This window comes from Paracoccus sp. SM22M-07, assembly GCF_001887735.1.
In the GTDB taxonomy this organism is placed as follows: Bacteria; Pseudomonadota; Alphaproteobacteria; order Rhodobacterales; family Rhodobacteraceae; genus Paracoccus.
Genome location: NZ_JPKW01000018.1, coordinates 1 through 16361 on the forward strand (window position 1 = coordinate 1; position 16361 = coordinate 16361).

16 protein-coding genes are annotated in these 16361 nt (G+C 66.0%); 10 read left to right on the forward strand and 6 right to left on the reverse strand.

The window, feature by feature from the left end; genetic code table 11:
* The 4 genes from IE00_RS17440 to tldD all read right to left on the reverse strand — a co-directional run.
* The coding region (locus IE00_RS17440) for a CoA transferase subunit A (protein ID WP_072298472.1) at window positions 1-515 on the reverse strand (515 nt) is incomplete at its 3' end.
* A 135-nt stretch (window positions 516-650) separates the two neighbouring features.
* Complete coding sequence (topA, locus tag IE00_RS17445) at window positions 651-3374, reverse strand: type I DNA topoisomerase (protein WP_072298518.1); 2724 nt, start codon at window positions 3372-3374, stop codon at window positions 651-653.
* A gap of 82 nt (window positions 3375-3456) precedes the next feature.
* Window positions 3457-4584, reverse strand: a complete 1128-nt coding sequence (gene dprA / locus IE00_RS17450) for a DNA-processing protein DprA (protein WP_072298473.1) — start codon at window positions 4582-4584, stop codon at window positions 3457-3459.
* Between the two features lie 63 nt (window positions 4585-4647).
* Entirely contained in the window at window positions 4648-6072 is a 1425-nt protein-coding gene (tldD, locus tag IE00_RS17455) for a metalloprotease TldD (protein WP_072298474.1), read from the reverse strand.
* Between the two features lie 217 nt (window positions 6073-6289).
* Between tldD and coxB the strand changes: the two genes are divergently transcribed.
* The 10 genes from coxB to IE00_RS17505 all read left to right on the forward strand — a co-directional run bounded on the left by coxB (window position 6290) and on the right by IE00_RS17505 (window position 15196).
* Entirely contained in the window at window positions 6290-7177 is an 888-nt protein-coding gene (gene coxB, locus IE00_RS17460) for a cytochrome c oxidase subunit II (RefSeq protein ID WP_371328458.1), read from the forward strand.
* 70 nt (window positions 7178-7247) lie between these two features.
* Window positions 7248-8165, forward strand: coding sequence for a heme o synthase (cyoE, locus tag IE00_RS17465; RefSeq protein WP_072298519.1), 918 nt, complete (start codon window positions 7248-7250; stop codon window positions 8163-8165).
* Window positions 8165-8371, forward strand: coding sequence for a hypothetical protein (locus IE00_RS17470; RefSeq protein WP_072298476.1), 207 nt, complete (start codon window positions 8165-8167; stop codon window positions 8369-8371). Before cyoE ends, IE00_RS17470 begins: the two co-directional genes overlap by 1 nt.
* Entirely contained in the window at window positions 8368-8940 is a 573-nt protein-coding gene (locus tag IE00_RS17475; RefSeq protein WP_072298477.1) for a cytochrome c oxidase assembly protein, read from the forward strand. Before IE00_RS17470 ends, IE00_RS17475 begins: the two co-directional genes overlap by 4 nt.
* Window positions 8941-8971: 31 nt before the next feature.
* Window positions 8972-9799 (forward strand): cytochrome c oxidase subunit 3, encoded by an 828-nt coding sequence (locus IE00_RS17480; RefSeq protein WP_072298478.1) that lies wholly within the window; start codon window positions 8972-8974, stop codon window positions 9797-9799.
* Window positions 9800-9875: 76 nt separating this feature from the next.
* Window positions 9876-10547 carry an SURF1 family protein gene (locus IE00_RS17485; RefSeq protein WP_072298479.1) on the forward strand — a complete coding sequence of 224 codons (672 nt, stop codon included), beginning with the start codon at window positions 9876-9878 and terminating at the stop codon, window positions 10545-10547.
* A 10-nt stretch (window positions 10548-10557) separates the two neighbouring features.
* Entirely contained in the window at window positions 10558-11934 is a 1377-nt protein-coding gene (gene thrC / locus IE00_RS17490; protein WP_072298480.1) for a threonine synthase, read from the forward strand.
* A 62-nt stretch (window positions 11935-11996) separates the two neighbouring features.
* The gene (locus tag IE00_RS17495) at window positions 11997-13205 is read left to right on the forward strand and encodes a pitrilysin family protein (RefSeq protein ID WP_072298521.1); all 1209 of its coding nucleotides are present in this window, start codon (window positions 11997-11999) and stop codon (window positions 13203-13205) included.
* Window positions 13205-13786, forward strand: coding sequence for a GNAT family N-acetyltransferase (locus tag IE00_RS17500; protein WP_072298520.1), 582 nt, complete (start codon window positions 13205-13207; stop codon window positions 13784-13786). Before IE00_RS17495 ends, IE00_RS17500 begins: the two co-directional genes overlap by 1 nt.
* Window positions 13787-13798: 12 nt before the next feature.
* Window positions 13799-15196, forward strand: coding sequence for an FAD-binding oxidoreductase (locus tag IE00_RS17505; protein WP_072298481.1), 1398 nt, complete (start codon window positions 13799-13801; stop codon window positions 15194-15196).
* Here IE00_RS17505 and IE00_RS17510 read toward each other — a convergent pair.
* Entirely contained in the window at window positions 15193-15726 is a 534-nt protein-coding gene (locus tag IE00_RS17510) for an adenine phosphoribosyltransferase (RefSeq protein WP_072298482.1), read from the reverse strand. The genes IE00_RS17505 and IE00_RS17510 overlap by 4 nt on opposite strands.
* Window positions 15723-16325, reverse strand: coding sequence for a flavin reductase family protein (locus IE00_RS17515; RefSeq protein WP_072298483.1), 603 nt, complete (start codon window positions 16323-16325; stop codon window positions 15723-15725). Before IE00_RS17515 ends, IE00_RS17510 begins: the two co-directional genes overlap by 4 nt.
* Window positions 16326-16361 lie beyond the last annotated feature (36 nt).

Here is a 16361-nt window from a genome sequence, read left to right on the forward strand (position 1 = left end):
GCCGTCTTGCGGAAGACCAGGTTGCCGGTGTCATCGGCCTTCCACGCCTTCACGATCGACAGATCCGCCACGATGCCGCGTTCCAGGATATGGGTCTGGCCGTCGAAATCCTTGTGCTCCTTCCCTTCGGCGATCATCGTGCCGACGCCGGTCTTGGTATAGAAGCCCGCGATGCCGCTGCCGCCGGCGCGCATCCGTTCGGCCAGCGTCCCTTGGGGGTTGAATTCCAGCTCCAGCTCCTTCGACAGGTACTGGCGCATGAATTCCGCGTTCTCGCCCACATAGCTGCTGATCATCTTGCGGATCTGGCGGGTCTGCAACAGGATCCCCAGCCCGAAATCGTCGATGCCGCAATTGTTGCTGGCGACGGTCAGATCCTTCGTGCCCGCGTCCCGGATCGCCGCGATCAGCAGCTCGGGAATGCCGCAAAGGCCGAACCCCCCCGCCGCGATGAACATCCCGTCATGCAAGACACCCTCAAGCGCCTCCGACGCCGTCCCGTAAACCTTCTTCATCGGGCCTCCTTCCCACGTTTCCTGCCATTGCAGGGGTTGTCGCCCGTGCCCCCGCAAGTGTCAATCGCGGCAGAATGTGTTAGCGCCGCCACACGGGGGGTGCGGCGGCGCTTTGGACGGACCTGATCCTGGGCGTCATTCCCCGGTGGGGGCGTCATCCGGCTTGGCGGTCGTCTTCTTCGCAGCAGGCTTCTTGGCTGCGGGTTTCTTGGCGGCCGTGGTCTTCTTGGCCGCCGGTTTTTTCGCGGCGGGTTTCTTGGCTGCCGGCTTCTTCGCCGCCTTCTTGGGCGATTTGGCCGCCTTGGCCGCGATCAGCTCCAGCGCCTGTTCGACAGTCAGGTCGGCCGGTTCGACATCCCGGGGCAGGGTCGCGTTGATCTTTTCCCATTTCACATAGGGGCCATAGCGGCCGCTCATCACCTGGATCGCGCCGCCATCGGGGTGATCGCCCAATTCCTTCAGGGGCGCGGCGGCGGCACCGCGACCACGGGTCTGCTTGGCCACCAGCACCTCGACCGCACGGTTCATGCCGATGGTAAAGACCTCATCCACGTCCTGGATGTTGGCGTATTTCGAACCATGCTTCACGTAGGGTCCGAAACGGCCAATCCCGGCCTCGATCAGCACGCCATCCTCGGGATGCGGGCCGACGGGGCGGGGCAGGGACAGCAGTTGCACGGCCTGGTCCAGGTCCAGCTTGGCCGCGTCCCAGCCCTTGGGGATGGAAGTGCGCGGCGGCTTGGGAACCTCTTCGGTGGCCTCTCCCCGCTGGACATAGGGTCCGAAGCGGCCTGTCTTCAGGCTGATCTGGTCGCCCGCATCCTCGCCCAGAACGCGGTCGCCCACGGGTTCCTCTCCGTCAGGGGCCGAAAGCGGGCGGGTATAGCGGCATTCGGGATAGTTCGTGCAACCGATGAAGGCCCCGCCCGAACGCGCCGTCTTGAGGTTCAGGCGACCCGCATTGCAAAGCGGGCAGACGCGCGGATCGCCCCCATCCGCACGCGGCGGATAAAGATGCGGCGCCAGCGCCTCGTCGATGGCGTCCAGCACTTCGGTGATGCGCAGTTCCGAGGTGCCCTCCAGCGCCTTGGAGAAATCTTTCCAGAAGCGGCCCAGAACCTCGCGCCACAGGCGGTCGCCTGCGCTGATCTCATCCAGCTCGTTTTCCAGGTTCGCGGTGAAGTCATGGCTGACATAGCGCGGGAAATACTTGATCAGGAAGGTCGTGACCAACCGGCCCTTGTCTTCGGGGATCAGGCGGTTCTTGTCCTTGCGGACATAGTCCCGGTGCTGGATCGTCGTGACGATGCTGGCATAGGTGGACGGGCGGCCGATGCCCAGCTCCTCCATGCGCTTGACCAGGGTGGCTTCAGTAAAGCGGGGCGGGGGCTGGGTGAAATGCTGGCGCGCGGCGGTTGACGCGGCGTCGTTCACCAGCAGGCCGGGGGCCGCGCGCTGGCCCTTGGGCGCGTCGGGCAGGGGGTCGGTCTTGTCGCTCGCCTTGGCGAATTCGGCGTCGAATCCGCTGGCGACCAGCGTCGCGGCCTCGCCTTCGGTGATGGCGGGCAGGCGGGCGCTGTCCTCGCCCTCATCATCGTCCCGGCCTTGGTCATAGACACGCAGGAAGCCGTCGAACAGCATCACCTGGCCGGTGGCGCGCAGGCCGACCTGATCGTCGGGGCTGGCGATTTCGACCGTGGTGCGCTCCATCCGGGCCGCTTCCATCTGGCTGGCGATGGTGCGCTTCCAGATCAGGTCATAGAGCTTGCGCTGGTCATCCGCGCTCAGCTTCAGCTTGTCGGGCGACATCATCATGTCGGTCGGCCGGATGCATTCGTGGGCTTCCTGCGCGTTCTTGGCCTTGTTCTTGTACATGCGCGGGCTTTTGGGCAGGTATTTTTCACCGAACTTGGCCTTGATCGCGTCGCGGGCGGCCATGACCGCCTCGGGGGCCATGTCGATGCCGTCGGTCCGCATATAGGTGATCAGGCCGGCCTCGTACAAACGCTGCGCCGCCGACATGCAGGCCTTGGCCCCCATGCCCATCTTGCGGCTGGCCTCCTGCTGCAGGGTCGAGGTCATGAAGGGCGGCCAGGGGTTGCGGCTGGCGGGCTTGGCGGTGACGCCCGTGACGCGCAGATCGCGGCTGGTGACGGCGCTGACGGCCATTGCGGCCTGTTCGGCGGTCGCAAGGTCGAACCGGTCCAGCTTGGACCCGGCCAGGGTGGTCAGCGTGGCGTCGTATTCGTCGCCGCCGGGCGTGGCCAGGCGGGCATGGACGGACCAGTATTCGCGGGCCTTGAAGGCCTCGATCTCCATTTCCCGATCGACGATCAGGCGCAGGCAGACGGATTGCACGCGGCCGGCCGATTTCGCGCCGGGCAGCTTGCGCCACAGGACCGGCGACAGCTTGAAGCCCACCAGATAATCCAGCGCACGGCGTGCCAGATAGGCATCGACCAGCGGCTGGTCGATCTGGCGCGGCTTGGCCATGGCTTCGGTGACGGCGGATTTGGTGATGGCGTTGAAGGTGACGCGGCTGACCTCGCTGGTCTTCTTCAGCGATGTCTGCAGCGCCTCCAACAGGTGCCAGCTGATCGCCTCGCCCTCGCGATCGGGGTCGGTGGCCAGGATCAGGTTGGGATCATCCTTCAGCGCATCCTTGATGGCCTTCAGGTGCTTCTTGCTGTCCGCGGCGACTTCCCATTTCATGTCGAAATCATGGTCGGGATCGACGCTGCCATCCTTGGGGGGCAGGTCGCGGACATGGCCGAAACTGGCCAGAACGCGGTAATCGCCGCCCAGGTATTTTTCGATGGTCTTGGCCTTGGCCGGGGATTCTACGACGACAACGGGCATGGGAACCTCGGACAGCTGCAATGGGGCGGCAACATGGGTGCAGGTCGCCCCACTGTCAACGGGTGCCGGACGTGGCGCCGGCTCAACTCAAGGCCAGGCGCCCCCCGGCCAGACGCGTGATGCGGCCCTGAAGTTCCAGCGACAGCAGCGCCGCACTGACCGCCGACGCGGCCATGCCCAGGTCGCGGATCAGGTCGTTTTCGTCAGTGGGTGACGGCGTCAGCTGGCTCAGGATGCGGTCCTCCAGCGGCATCGCGGCCACGGGTGGCGCGATTCTGGCAGCGGGCGGCGCGACGGGTCTGACCGGGGCAGGGGCAGCCATGGTCACGAATTCGCGCTGCGGAGCCTGCTGCAGCGCTTCGGCCACGTCGGCGGCGCTGCGCACCAGCGTCGCGCCGTCGCGGATCAGCGCGTTGCAGCCCGCCGCGCGGGCATCCATCGGGTGCCCGGGGACGGCCATCACCTCGCGCCCCTGGTCCAGCGCGTTCCGGGCGGTGATCAGCGTGCCGGAACGCTGCGCGGCCTCGATCACGACAACGGCATGCGACAGGCCTGAGACGATGCGGTTGCGGGTCGGGAAATGGCGCGCGGTCGGTTCGGTGCCGGGGGGCTGTTCCGATACCAGTGCCCCGCCTTCGGCGATCTGGGCGGCAAGCTGGGCGTTTTCTGCCGGATAGATAACGTCGATGCCGCCCGCCATGACGGCGATGGTGCCGGTCGCCAGGCTGGCCGCATGGGCCGTGGCGTCGATGCCGCGGGCCAAGCCGGCGGCGACGACCAGACCCTGTTCGCCCAGGCCCGCCGCCATTCCCCGCGCCATGCGCAGCCCAAGCGAAGAGGCGTTGCGCGCACCGATGACCGCGACGACGGATGCCGACAGCAACCGTGCATCGCCCCGCACCCACAGGATGGCCGGTGCGCCGTCGATGTCGCGCAGCGATGCGGGATAGAGGGGCGAATCGCAGCGGATCAGCTGCGCGCCCGCCCGTCGCCCGGCGGCCAGTTCGGCGGCGGCCACACCTTCGGGACAGACCTGATAACCGCTGACCCCGGACTGCGCTGCGATATCGGGCAGGGCGGCCAGCGCTGCGCGCGCGGACCCGTGTTCCGCGATCAGCCGGTGAAAGGTGGCGGGCCCGACCCGGCGGGACCGGATCAGCCGCAGGACCGACAGATCGTCATCGGCGCTGATCGAAACGCTGCTGTTCATGATGCCTCCGGCCCGGTGCCCGGACAGGAATAGCGCGCGAATGGTTAACAGGCGGTTAGCGGATCACCCCGCCGCCGAGCCGCCCACCGTCAGCCCGCCGATCATCAGCGTCGGCTGGCCCACGCCCACCGGCACCCATTGGCCCTGCTTGCCGCAATTGCCGATGCCGGGGTCCAGCGCCATGTCGTTGCCGATGCCGCGGATCTGCTGCAGCGCGGTGGCGCCGTCGCCGATCAGGGTTGCGCCGCGAATCGGGTCGCCCACGACGCCGTTCTTCACGCGATAGGCCTCGGTGCAGGAAAACACGAACTTGCCATTGGTGATGTCCACCTGTCCGCCGCCGAAGCCCACCGCATAAATGCCGTCCTTCAGATCGGCCAGGATCGCCGCCGGGTCGGCATCGCCGCCGGGCATATAGGTGTTGGTCATGCGCGGCATCGGCACATGGGCATAGCTTTCGCGCCGCCCGTTCCCGGTGGGTTCGACCCCCATCAGCCGCGCGTTCTGGCGGTCTTGCATATAGCCGACCAGGATGCCGTCCTCGATCAATACGTTGCGGGCAGGGGGCGTGCCCTCGTCGTCGATGTTGATGCTGCCGCGGCGGTCGGGAATGGTGCCGTCATCGACCACGGTGACGCCGGGGGCGGCCACGCGCTGGCCCATCAGCCCGGCAAAGGCCGAGGCCTTCTTGCGGTTGAAATCGCCCTCCAGCCCGTGACCGACGGCTTCGTGCAGCAGGATGCCGGGCCAGCCCGCGCCCAAGACGACGTCCATCACCCCCGCCGGCGCGGGAACCGAGCGCAGGTTCACCAGCGCGATGCGCAGCGCCTCGTCGACCAGACCCTGCCAATGGGCGGGCCCCATCAGGGCGTCCAGGGCGAAACGCCCGCCGCCCCCGGCATTGCCGCTTTCGCGGCGGTCGTTGTTTTCCACGATGACTGCGACATTCAGTCGCGTCATCGGACGGATATCCGTGGCCAACCCGCCTTCGGGACGCAGGATCGCGACCTCCTGCACGCTGCTGCCCATGGAGGCCGTCACCTGCACGACGCGCGGGTCCAGCTGGCGGGCATAGGCGTCGATCTGGCGCAGCAGGTCGATGCGGCGCGCGATGGTGATGTCCTGCGCGGGATCGATCGGACGATAGAGGTCCACCGGCGTCATGGCGGGCGCGGGCGCCATGACGCCGCCGCCCTGACCCACCGCCAGCCGTGCGGTTTCGGCCGCGCGTTGCAAGGATGGCACAGTGATCTCGCTGCTGTGGGCGTATCCCGACACCTCGCCACGCACGGCGCGCAGCCCGAAGCCCTGGCCCGCCATGAAGCTGGAATTGCGCAGCCGGCCATCGTCGAAGACCAGCGTTTCGGACTGGCTGCGTTCCAGGAACAGCTCACCATCATCGGCGCCATGCACGGCCTGCCGCAGGATGGTCAGGGCGGTGTCGCGATCAAGCTGGGCGGCGAAGGGATCGAAGGGCGGGCGGCTCATGCAGGTCTCCTTGCAGGGGCGGGCAGGGGGCAAAGCCGGGGCGCGGCAGCGGGTCGCGTTCCCTCTTTGGCCGGAAATGCTGTAGTCATGTCTTGCCCGATTGGGCTAGATATGGTCATAGAGCGGTCACTGTGAAAGGAAAAGGGGCAGCCTGTCGGCAGCCCTTGCGGCCATATTGGCCGGGCCAACGCAACGGGATGGAATGATGGCAAGAGCGATGATTCGCCGTGCAGTCGCGGCAGCTACGGGGTTCGCATCTGCGGGCGTGTTGGCCGGGGCTGCGATGGCGCAGAGTGCCGTGGGCGAACTGCCCACGATCGGCAAACCGGTGGCAGGGGGCATGGGCTTCCAACCCGCCTCGACGGAACTGGCGCGCGACCAGCAATGGCTGGACCATTTCGTGCTGATCATCATCACGGTCGTGACCATCGTGGTCTGCGCGCTGCTGCTGTACGTGATCGTGCGCTTCAACTCGCGCGCCAATCCCGTGCCGGCCAAGTTCACCCACAATACTCCGCTGGAAGTGGCATGGACGCTGGTTCCTGTGCTGATCCTGGTGGCCATCGGCGCGTTCTCGCTGCCGATCCTGTTCCGCAGCCAGGAAATGCCGGCGGACCCCGATGTCGTGGTCAAGGTCACGGGACACCAGTGGTACTGGTCCTATGAATATCCCGAGAACGGCGTCGCGTTCGATTCGCTGCTGCTGGAAAAGGAAGACCTGGCCGAGGCAGGCTACAGCGAGGATGAATACCTGCTGGCGACCGACACCGCCGTGGTGGTGCCGACCGGTCAGAACATCCTGCTGCAGGTCACGTCGGGCGACGTGATCCATTCCTGGACCATTCCGGCCTTCGCCGTGAAGCAGGACGCCGTTCCGGGCCGCATCGCCCAGGCCTGGTTCAACGTCGAACAGGAAGGCACCTATTTCGGTCAGTGCAGCGAACTCTGCGGCATCAACCACGCCTACATGCCTATCGTCGTGAAGGCCGTCAGCCCCGAGGTCTATGCGGCCTGGGTCGCCGAACAGGGCGGCACGCTGGAGGAAGAGGCGCAGACCGCAGCGGTCGACACCGACGCCGCCGTCGAGGTTGCCGAGGCCAACTGAATTGAATGATCCCGATCCGGCCGGCATGATGCCGGCCGGATCCGATATTTCCGAACCGATTGCAGGCATGATGGCCGATATCAACGCATATGAGCACACCCCCGAGGCCCAGTTCGGCGATTACGTCGCGCTGCTGAAGCCGCGGGTCATGTCGCTTGTCGTGTTCACGGCATTCGTCGGCCTGTGGGTGGCACCTGGTCCGGTGCATCCCTTCATCGGCTTCTGCGCCGTGCTGTTCATCGCCCTTGGCGGCGGTGCATCGGGCGCGCTGAACATGTGGTACGACCGCGACATCGACGCGATCATGACCCGCACGCAAAGCCGGCCGATCCCGTCGGGACGCGTCGAACCCGGCGAGGCCCTGGGCGTCGGCATCGTGCTGTCGGTGATTTCGGTGATGATGCTGGGGCTGGTCGCGAACTGGTTCGCGGCGGCTTTCCTGGCCTTCACCATCTTCTTCTATGCCGTGGTCTATACCGTCTGGCTGAAGCGCTGGACGCCGCAGAACATCGTCATCGGCGGTGCCGCGGGCGCCTTCCCCCCGATGATCGGATGGGCCTGTGCGACCGGCGGGATCAGCATTGAATCGCTGCTGATGTTCGCGCTGGTCTTCTTCTGGACGCCGCCTCATTTCTGGGCGCTGGCGCTGTTCATGAAGGAAGACTATCACAATGCGGGCGTGCCGATGCTGACGGTGACGCATGGCCGCCGTTCGGCGCGTCGCCACATCTTTGCCTATACGCTGGTCCTGGCACCCTTCGCCATCTGGCTGGGCCTGACCTCGGTCGGCGGGCCGCTCTACATGGCGGTGGCGGTCGTCCTGAACGCGATGTTCATCCATGGCGGCTGGAAGATCCTGAAGCGCTCCGAAGATCAGGCCATCGCCGATGGCTATGCCGTCGAAAAGCGGGTCTTCAAGCTGTCGCTGGTCTATCTGTTCGTTCATTTCCTGGCGCTGCTGGTGCAGGGCTGGATGGGGGGCTGGTGATGCCGATCCAGGCGGAACATGAAATCCACGGGCGGCGCAGGTCGCGCAATGTCGGTCTGGGCCTTGTGCTGATCGGCTTCGTGGCGCTGGTCTTTGCCCTGACGGTCGTCAAGGTGCGCCAGGGCGGGCTGATCGAAGGATATGACCACCAGCCGCGCGTCTCGCTGACGCCCATCGAAGGTGAAACCAAGGGAGACGCGCCATGAAACGCCTCAGCCCCGAAGGACGCACCGCCGCCACCCTGGTCGGGGTCGTCCTGACCATGGGCGCCCTGGCATGGGCCGCCGTCCCGTTCTATAACTGGTTCTGCCAGGTCACGGGCTTCGGCGGCACGACACAGGTGGCCGAAACCGTGTCGGACGAGGTTCTGGACGAAACCGTCCGGGTCCGCTTCGATGCCAATACCGACAGCGATCTGGGCTGGACCTTCAAGCCCATGCAGACCCGCATGGACCTGAAGATCGGCGAGAACGGCCTTGCCTTCTACGAGGCGGTGAACAACACCGACCAGCCCCTGACGGGGACCGCCAGCTATAACGTGGCGCCGGATGTGGCGGGGTATTACTTCATCAAGGTGCAGTGTTTCTGCTTTACCGAACAGACGCTGCAGCCCGGCGAACGCGTCGAGATGCCGGTCAGCTTCTATGTCGATCCCGCGCTGGTGAACGACCCGGATGCCGATTACGTGCGCGACATCACCCTGTCCTATACCTTCCACCGGACAGAGCCGCGCTCGGCGGCGCTTGACACGGCACCTGCCGAAAACATCAATTAAGACGAACTAGGGGAGCCGACGGGGATCCGACATGGCGCATGCTAAGAACCACGACTACCATATTCTTCCGGCCTCGGTCTGGCCCTTCCTGGCAGCGGTGGCGGTTTTCGTCATGCTGTTTGGTGCCGTCGCCTGGATGACCGGTCAGGTCACCATCGCGGGCGCCGAGATCACCGGCCCCTGGATGTTCGCCATCGGCTTCATCGGCACCTGCTATGTCAGCTTTGGCTGGTGGGCGGACATGGTGCGCGAAGGTGAACAGGGCGATCACACCCCGGTCGTCCGCATCGGCCTGCAATACGGCTTCCTGCTGTTCGTGATGTCCGAGGCGATGCTGTTCGTCACGCTGTTCTGGAACTTCATCAAGAACGCGCTGTATCCGATGGGCGAAAACAGCCCCATCACCGATGGCGTCTGGCCGCCCGAAGGCATCGTGACCTTCGATCCCTGGCACCTGCCCTTCATCAACACGCTGATCCTGCTGCTGTCGGGCGTGGCCGTGACCTGGGCGCATCACGCGCTGGTCCATGAAGGCGACCGCAAGACCACCATCAACGGCCTGATCGTGGCCGTCGTGCTGGGCCTGCTGTTCACGGCCCTTCAGGCCTATGAATACAGCCACGCCGCCTTCGGCTTGGCCGACACTTCCTATGCCTCGGCCTTCTACATCGCCACCGGCTTCCACGGTCTGCACGTGATCATCGGGACGATCTTCCTGTTCGTCTGCCTGATCCGCATGATGCGGGGCCAGATGACCCAGAACCAGCATCTGGGTTTCGAAGCCGCCGCCTGGTACTGGCACTTCGTCGACGTGATCTGGCTGGTCCTGTTCGCCGTGATCTATATCTGGGGCAGCTGATACCCCGACCCTGACATCCGGAACGCGCGGGGGGCAGCCTCCGCGCGTTTTTCGTTGCCCCATCCGGAGCCCGTCCATGCGCCGCTATCTGTTTCCGCTGATCCTTGGCATCGTCGGTTGCACCATCCTGATCCAGCTGGGCCTGTGGCAGCTGGATCGGATGGCATGGAAGCAGGGCCTGCTGGACCAGATCACCGACGGCATCGAGGCCGATCCCGTGCCGCTGCCGGATCAGGTCGACCCGTCGATGAAATACCTGCCGGTCACCGTCACGGGGACCACCACGGGGCAGGAGATCGACGTGCTGTCCCAGCTGCGCGACCAGGGCGCGGGATACCAGGTCGTGTCGCGCTTTGTCACCGATGACGGGCGCGCGATCCTGCTGGACCGCGGTTTCATCCCGCAGGAGGCGCGGCATCTGGAACGCGGGCCCACGCGGCTGCGCGTCACGGGCAACCTGCATTGGCCCGCCGATACCGGCAGTTCGACCCCGGCGCCCAACCTGGACGAAAACATCTGGTTCGCGCGGGACGTGGATGCCATGTCCGAACACCTGGACACCCAGCCGGTCCTGGTCGTGGCCAGCTTTGTCGAGGGCGAGGCCCAGGGCGTCATTCCCATGCCTGTCGCCATCGAGGGCATTCCCAACAACCACCTGTCCTATGCCGTCCAGTGGTTCATGATCGCGGCGGTCTGGGCGGTGATGACACTGGCGTTGATCTGGCGTATCAGACAGCGCAGCTATTGAAGGATTTCCGATGCGTTACGTCTCGACGCGGGGTCAGGCCCCGGTTCTGAACTTTGAACAGGCCATGCTGTCCGGGCTGGCTCGGGACGGGGGATTGTATCTGCCGGAGACCATTCCGACCTTTGAGGGGTTGGCCGACCTGGACGGTCTGTCCTATGAGGAAGTCGCCTTCCGCGTCGTGCGTCCCTTCACCGACGACAGCTTTTCCAAGGATGAGCTGCGCGGCGCCATCGACCGGGCCTATGCGCGCATCAGCCATGCCGCCCGCGCGCCCCTGGTGCAGCTGGCCCCGGGCCACCACCTGCTGGAGCTGTTCCACGGGCCGACCCTGGCCTTCAAGGATTTCGCGATGCAGCTGATCGCGCAGCTGTTCCGCATCGCGCTGAAGCGGTCGGGCCAGAAGATCACCATCGTGGGCGCGACCTCGGGCGATACCGGCAGTGCCGCCATCGAGGCCTTCAGCGGCATCGAAGATGTCGACGTCTTCATCATGTACCCGCATGGCCGCGTCAGCGAAGTCCAGCGCCGCCAGATGACGACGCCTGCCGCCGACAACATCCATGCGCTGGCGCTGACCGGGCATTTCGACGATTGCCAGGCGCGGCTCAAGGATCTGTTCAACGACCATGCCTTCCGCGACGATGTCGGGCTGGCGGGCGTGAACAGCATCAACTGGGCGCGGGTGGTGGCGCAGATCGTCTATTACTTTACGGCGACCGCCAGCCTGGGCATGCGCCCGACCGATTTCTGCGTGCCGACCGGCAATTTCGGCGACATCTTCGCGGGCAGCATCGCGCGGTCGATGGGTCTGCCGATCCGCCGCCTGATCGTCGCCACCAACCAGAACGACATTCTGCACCGTGCCCTCAGCCAGGGTGAATATCGCGTGGGCGAGGTCGAGCCTTCGATCAGCCCGTCGATGGACATTCAGGTCAGCTCGAATTTCGAACGGGCGCTGTATCTGGCCTATGGCGGCGATGCCGGGGCCGTCAGCCAGCTGATGGACGAGTTGAAGACCGGTGGCTTTGCCATCAGCCAGGGCGCGCTGCAGACCCTGCGCGACCAATACCTGTCGGGCCGCGTCTCGGAGGAGGAGACGCTGGACACGATCCGCGCCATGCGCGAGGCCACCGGCGAGATCCTGTGCCCGCACAGCGCCGTGGGCGTCGCCGTCGCCAACCGCCACCTGGAACCCGGTGTGCCGATGGTGACGCTGGCCACCGCCCATCCCGCGAAATTCCCCGATGCCGTCGAACGTGCCATGGGGGTCCGTCCGGGCCTGCCGCCGCATATGGCCGGGCTGTTCGACCTGCCCGAGCGCGTGACCCGGGTTGAAAATGACGTCGAGGCGCTTAAATCGCTGATCCTCGAGCGGAGAACCAATTGACCCAAGACCCCACCCCCCGTCTGACGACCCTTCCCAACGGCCTGTCCATCGTGACGCGCCAGATGCCCGGCCTGCATTCGGCAGCGCTTGGCATCTGGGTCAGTGCGGGTGGCCGCAACGAACGCGCCGAACAGAACGGTATCGCGCATTTCCTGGAGCATATGGCCTTCAAGGGCACGGCCAAGCGCAGCGCCCTGCAGATCGCCGAGGCGATCGAGGATGTGGGCGGTTATATCAACGCCTATACCTCGCGCGATGCGACGGCCTATTATGTCCGCGTGCTGGAGGATGACGTCGATCTGGCCTTCGACGTGATCAGCGACATCGTCCTGAACCCCGCCTTTGACCAGCGCGAGATCGAGGTCGAGCGGGGCGTCATCCTGCAAGAGATCGGGCAGTCCATGGACACGCCCGACGACATCATCTTCGACTGGCTGCAAGAGGCCGCCTATCCCGATCAGGCCATGGGGCGCACCATCCTGGGCCCCGCCGAACGCGTCGGCAGCTTTGGCCGCGCCGATCTGGCGGGGTTCGTCGCCGAAAACTATGGCCCCGGCCAGATGGTCGTCGCGGCCGCGGGTGCGGTCGATCATGACCGGATCGTGCGGCTGGCCGAAAAGGTTCTGGGCCACATGACGCCCATCCGGCAGGCCCCGCGCGAGGCCGCCACCTGGCAGGGCCGCGAAGCGCGTCAGGTCAAGCAGCTGGAACAGGCCCATTTCGCGCTGGCTCTGGAAGGGCCGGGCTACATGGCGCCCGATTTCTATGCGGCGCAGATCTTCTCCTCGGCGCTTGGCGGGGGAATGTCGTCGCGGCTGTTCCAGAAGATCCGCGAGGAACGCGGGCTGTGCTATACCATCTTTGCGCAATCGGGCTTCCACGACGATACCGGCATGCTGACCATCTATGCCGGGACGGGCGGTGACGATCTGGCCGATCTGACCAACCTGACCATCGATGAGATGAAGCGCGCCGCCGAGGACATGTCCGAGGCCGAGATCGCCCGCGCCAAGGCGCAGTTGCGCGCGGGTCTGCTGATGGGGCTGGAAAGCCCCTCGGCCCAGGCCGAACGCATGGCCCGCACGTTGGCCATCTGGGGTCGCGTGCCCGACCCGGCCGAGGTCGCCGAGAAGATCGCCTCGGTCACGGCTGCGGATGTGCGTGCCCATGCCGAAGGGCTGCTGACGCGGGCCCGCCCGGCGCTGGCGCTTTACGGTCCGGTGGCCGATGCGCCCACGCTTGACGCCCTGGCTGCGCGGTTGGCCGCATGATGCTGGGACGCCGCCGTCCATTTCGGCTGGAAGCCGAACGGATCGTGCTGCGTCTGCCATCCCATTCCGATTTCGGCGCCTGGACGGCGCTGAGATCGGAGAGCCGCGATTTCCTGGTGCCATGGGAACCGGTCTGGTCGCCCGACCACCTGTCGCGGAAAAGCTTTACCAACCGCGTCTATTGGGCCGCGCGCGCCAGCAAGGCGGGCACGGCCTTTCCGCTGTTTCTGGTCCGCCGCGACGGCGTGCTGCTGGGCGCGATCACCATGGACAACATCCGCCGCGGCCCGGCGCAATCCGCGACCATCGGCTATTGGATCGGCCAGCGCCATGCCCGCAACGGCTATATGCGCGAGGCGATCGGCATCCTGGTCCATCACGCCTTCACCACGCTGGACCTGTCCCGGATCGAGGCCGCCTGTCTGCCCGAAAACGCCGCATCCCGGGGGGTGCTGGAAAAATCCGGCTTCAAATACGAAGGCGTCGCGCAAAGCTATCTGCAGATCAACGGACGCTGGCGCAACCACGTGCTGTTTGCCAACCTGCGCGGCGACCGGCGCGGCAAGACCGATATCCGCTGAGAGGGGACCATCATGCTGAACGCCGCCGACAAGGCCCTTGCCGCCACGCTGCCCCAAGGCGTGCTGCGCGATCCCGCCCCCCATTACACCGAAGAACCGCGCGGGCGTTATCACGGGCTGGCGGGACTGATTGCCGCGCCACATGACGCTGAAGAAACCGCCGCCATCATCCGCGCCTGCGCTGCCGCACGCGTTCCTGTCGTCCCGCGCGGCGGCGGGACGGGCCTGGTCGGCGGTCAGATCATGTCGGACGGCCCTGCGCCGCTGATCCTGTCGATGGAACGCATGACCGCCATCCGCGACGTCTTCCCCGAGGAAGGCGTGATGATCGCTGAATCCGGCGTGACCCTGCAGGCTGCGCGAGATGCGGCGGATGCGGCGGGGCGGCAGTTCCCGCTGTCGCTGGCATCGCAGGGCAGCGCCCAGATCGGCGGCGTCCTGTCGACCAATGCGGGCGGCGTCAACGTGCTGCGATATGGCAATGCCCGCGCCCTGTGCCTGGGGGTCGAGGCGGTGATGCCGGACGGCAGCATCCTGCGCGACCTCAAGCGGCTGCGGAAGGACAATACCGGCTATGACATCCGCGACCTGATGATCGGGGCGGAAGGAACGTTGGGGATCATCACGGCGGCATCGCTGGTGCTGGCCCCGAAGCCCGCCGAGACCGGGGTGGCGCTGATGGTGGTGGAAAGCCCCGCCGCGGCGCTGTCGTTGTTGTCCTTGGCGCAGGCGCGCATGGCGGGCGGCGTCACCGCGTTCGAGCTGATCTCGGGACAGGGGCTGCGGTTCCTGAACGCGGCCTTTCCGGACATGCGCCAACCCTTCGACACGCGCCCGGACTGGCTGGTCCTGACCGAGGTCGGCCTGCCTGCGGGGCTGTCCGCCGACGCCGCGCTGGAGGGCCTGTTCATCGCCGCATCCGAGGCCGGTCTGGCCAGTGACGGGGTGATCGCCCGGTCAGATCAGCAGGCCACCGACCTGTGGGCACTGCGCGAACATATCCCCTTGGCCAACCGTCATGTCGGCGCGATCGCCAGCCATGACATCAGCCTGCCTCTGACCGAAATCACCCATTTCATCCGCGATGCCAGCGCCATGATCGCCGCCGAGGGCGACTTGCGGATCAACTGTTTCGGGCATCTGGGGGACGGCAACCTGCATTACAACCTGTTCCCCGCCGAAGGTCGCGTGCGCGAGGATTACGACGATATCCGCAAGGAGATGTCCCGCCGCATCCACCAGATGGTCGTGGAACGCGGCGGGTCGTTTTCGGCCGAACATGGGGTGGGTCGCCTCAAGGCGGGCGATCTGGCCCATTGGGGCGATCCGGTCCGCCTGCAGGTCATGCGTGCCATCAAGGCGGCGCTGGACCCGGCAGGCATCATGAACCCCGGCGCGGTGCTGGCCTAGGCGCCTTCGAATTCACACAGCGCGTGGACGGGCATTTCCAGGCTTTCCAGCAGCGCGCGCCCGCCCAGTTCCGGCAGGTCGATCACGAAGGCGCAGCCGACGACCTCGGCGCCAAGGCGGCGGCACAGCTTGATCGCGGCTTCGGCGGTGCCGCCGGTGGCAAGCAGGTCGTCGACGATCAGCACCTTTTCACCGGGCTTCAGCGCGTCGTCATGGATCTCCATGATCGCCTCGCCATATTCCAGTTGATAGGCCTCGGAGATGACCGCGCCGGGCAGCTTGCCCTTCTTGCGGATCGGGACGAAGCCGGTGGACAGCTGGTGCGCCACCGCGCCGCCAAGGATGAAGCCGCGCGCCTCGAGGCCCACCACCTTGTCGATGCGCGTGCCGGCATAGGCGTGCAGCAGCTGATCGACCGCCATGCGAAAGCCGCGCGCATCGGCAAACAGCGTGGTCACGTCGCGGAAGATGATGCCTTCATGCGGGAAGTCGTGGATGGAGCGGACATAGTCCTTGACGGTGCGGTTCATGCAGGGCGGTCCATTTCGAAAAGATCGTGCACGGCGGCGTAATCCTTGTAGCCGAGCCGCGCAATCCATCCCCCTGCGGCACGCGGATCGAAACGACCCTCGACCACGCAATCGTCGCGCATGTGCACGCCCGTGACGACGCCGAAGACGGCGAAATTGTGATCGCCCGCCAGCGGCACGATCTGCGTCATGCGGCATTCCAGGTTCGCGGCGGCATGGGTCGCGCGCAGGCAGTCGATGGTGGTGCAGTCCGACGATTCGATGCCGGCGGCCTGGAATTCGCTGGTGCCGGCGGGCAGGGGGGCGGAACTGGCATTGACCGCGTCGCGCAGATCGCCCGTGGCGATGTTGACGCAGAAGACGCCTGTCTCGATGATCTGGGCGACGCTGTCCTTGGTGCCCTTGCGATCGGGCTTGGCGCCGGTCGAGGCGAACATCACCTGCGGCGGGGTATAGGCGACGGCGTTGAAGAAGGAATAGGGCGCCAGGTTGTCACCCTGCGATCCGCGGGTCGAGATCCAGCCGATGGGCCGGGGCGCGATGATCGCGTTGAAGGGGTTGTGGGGTAGGCCGTGTCCGGCTTCGGGGCGATAGAACATGTCGGCCTCCTGTTGGTTTGCGCGCCCAACCTGCCA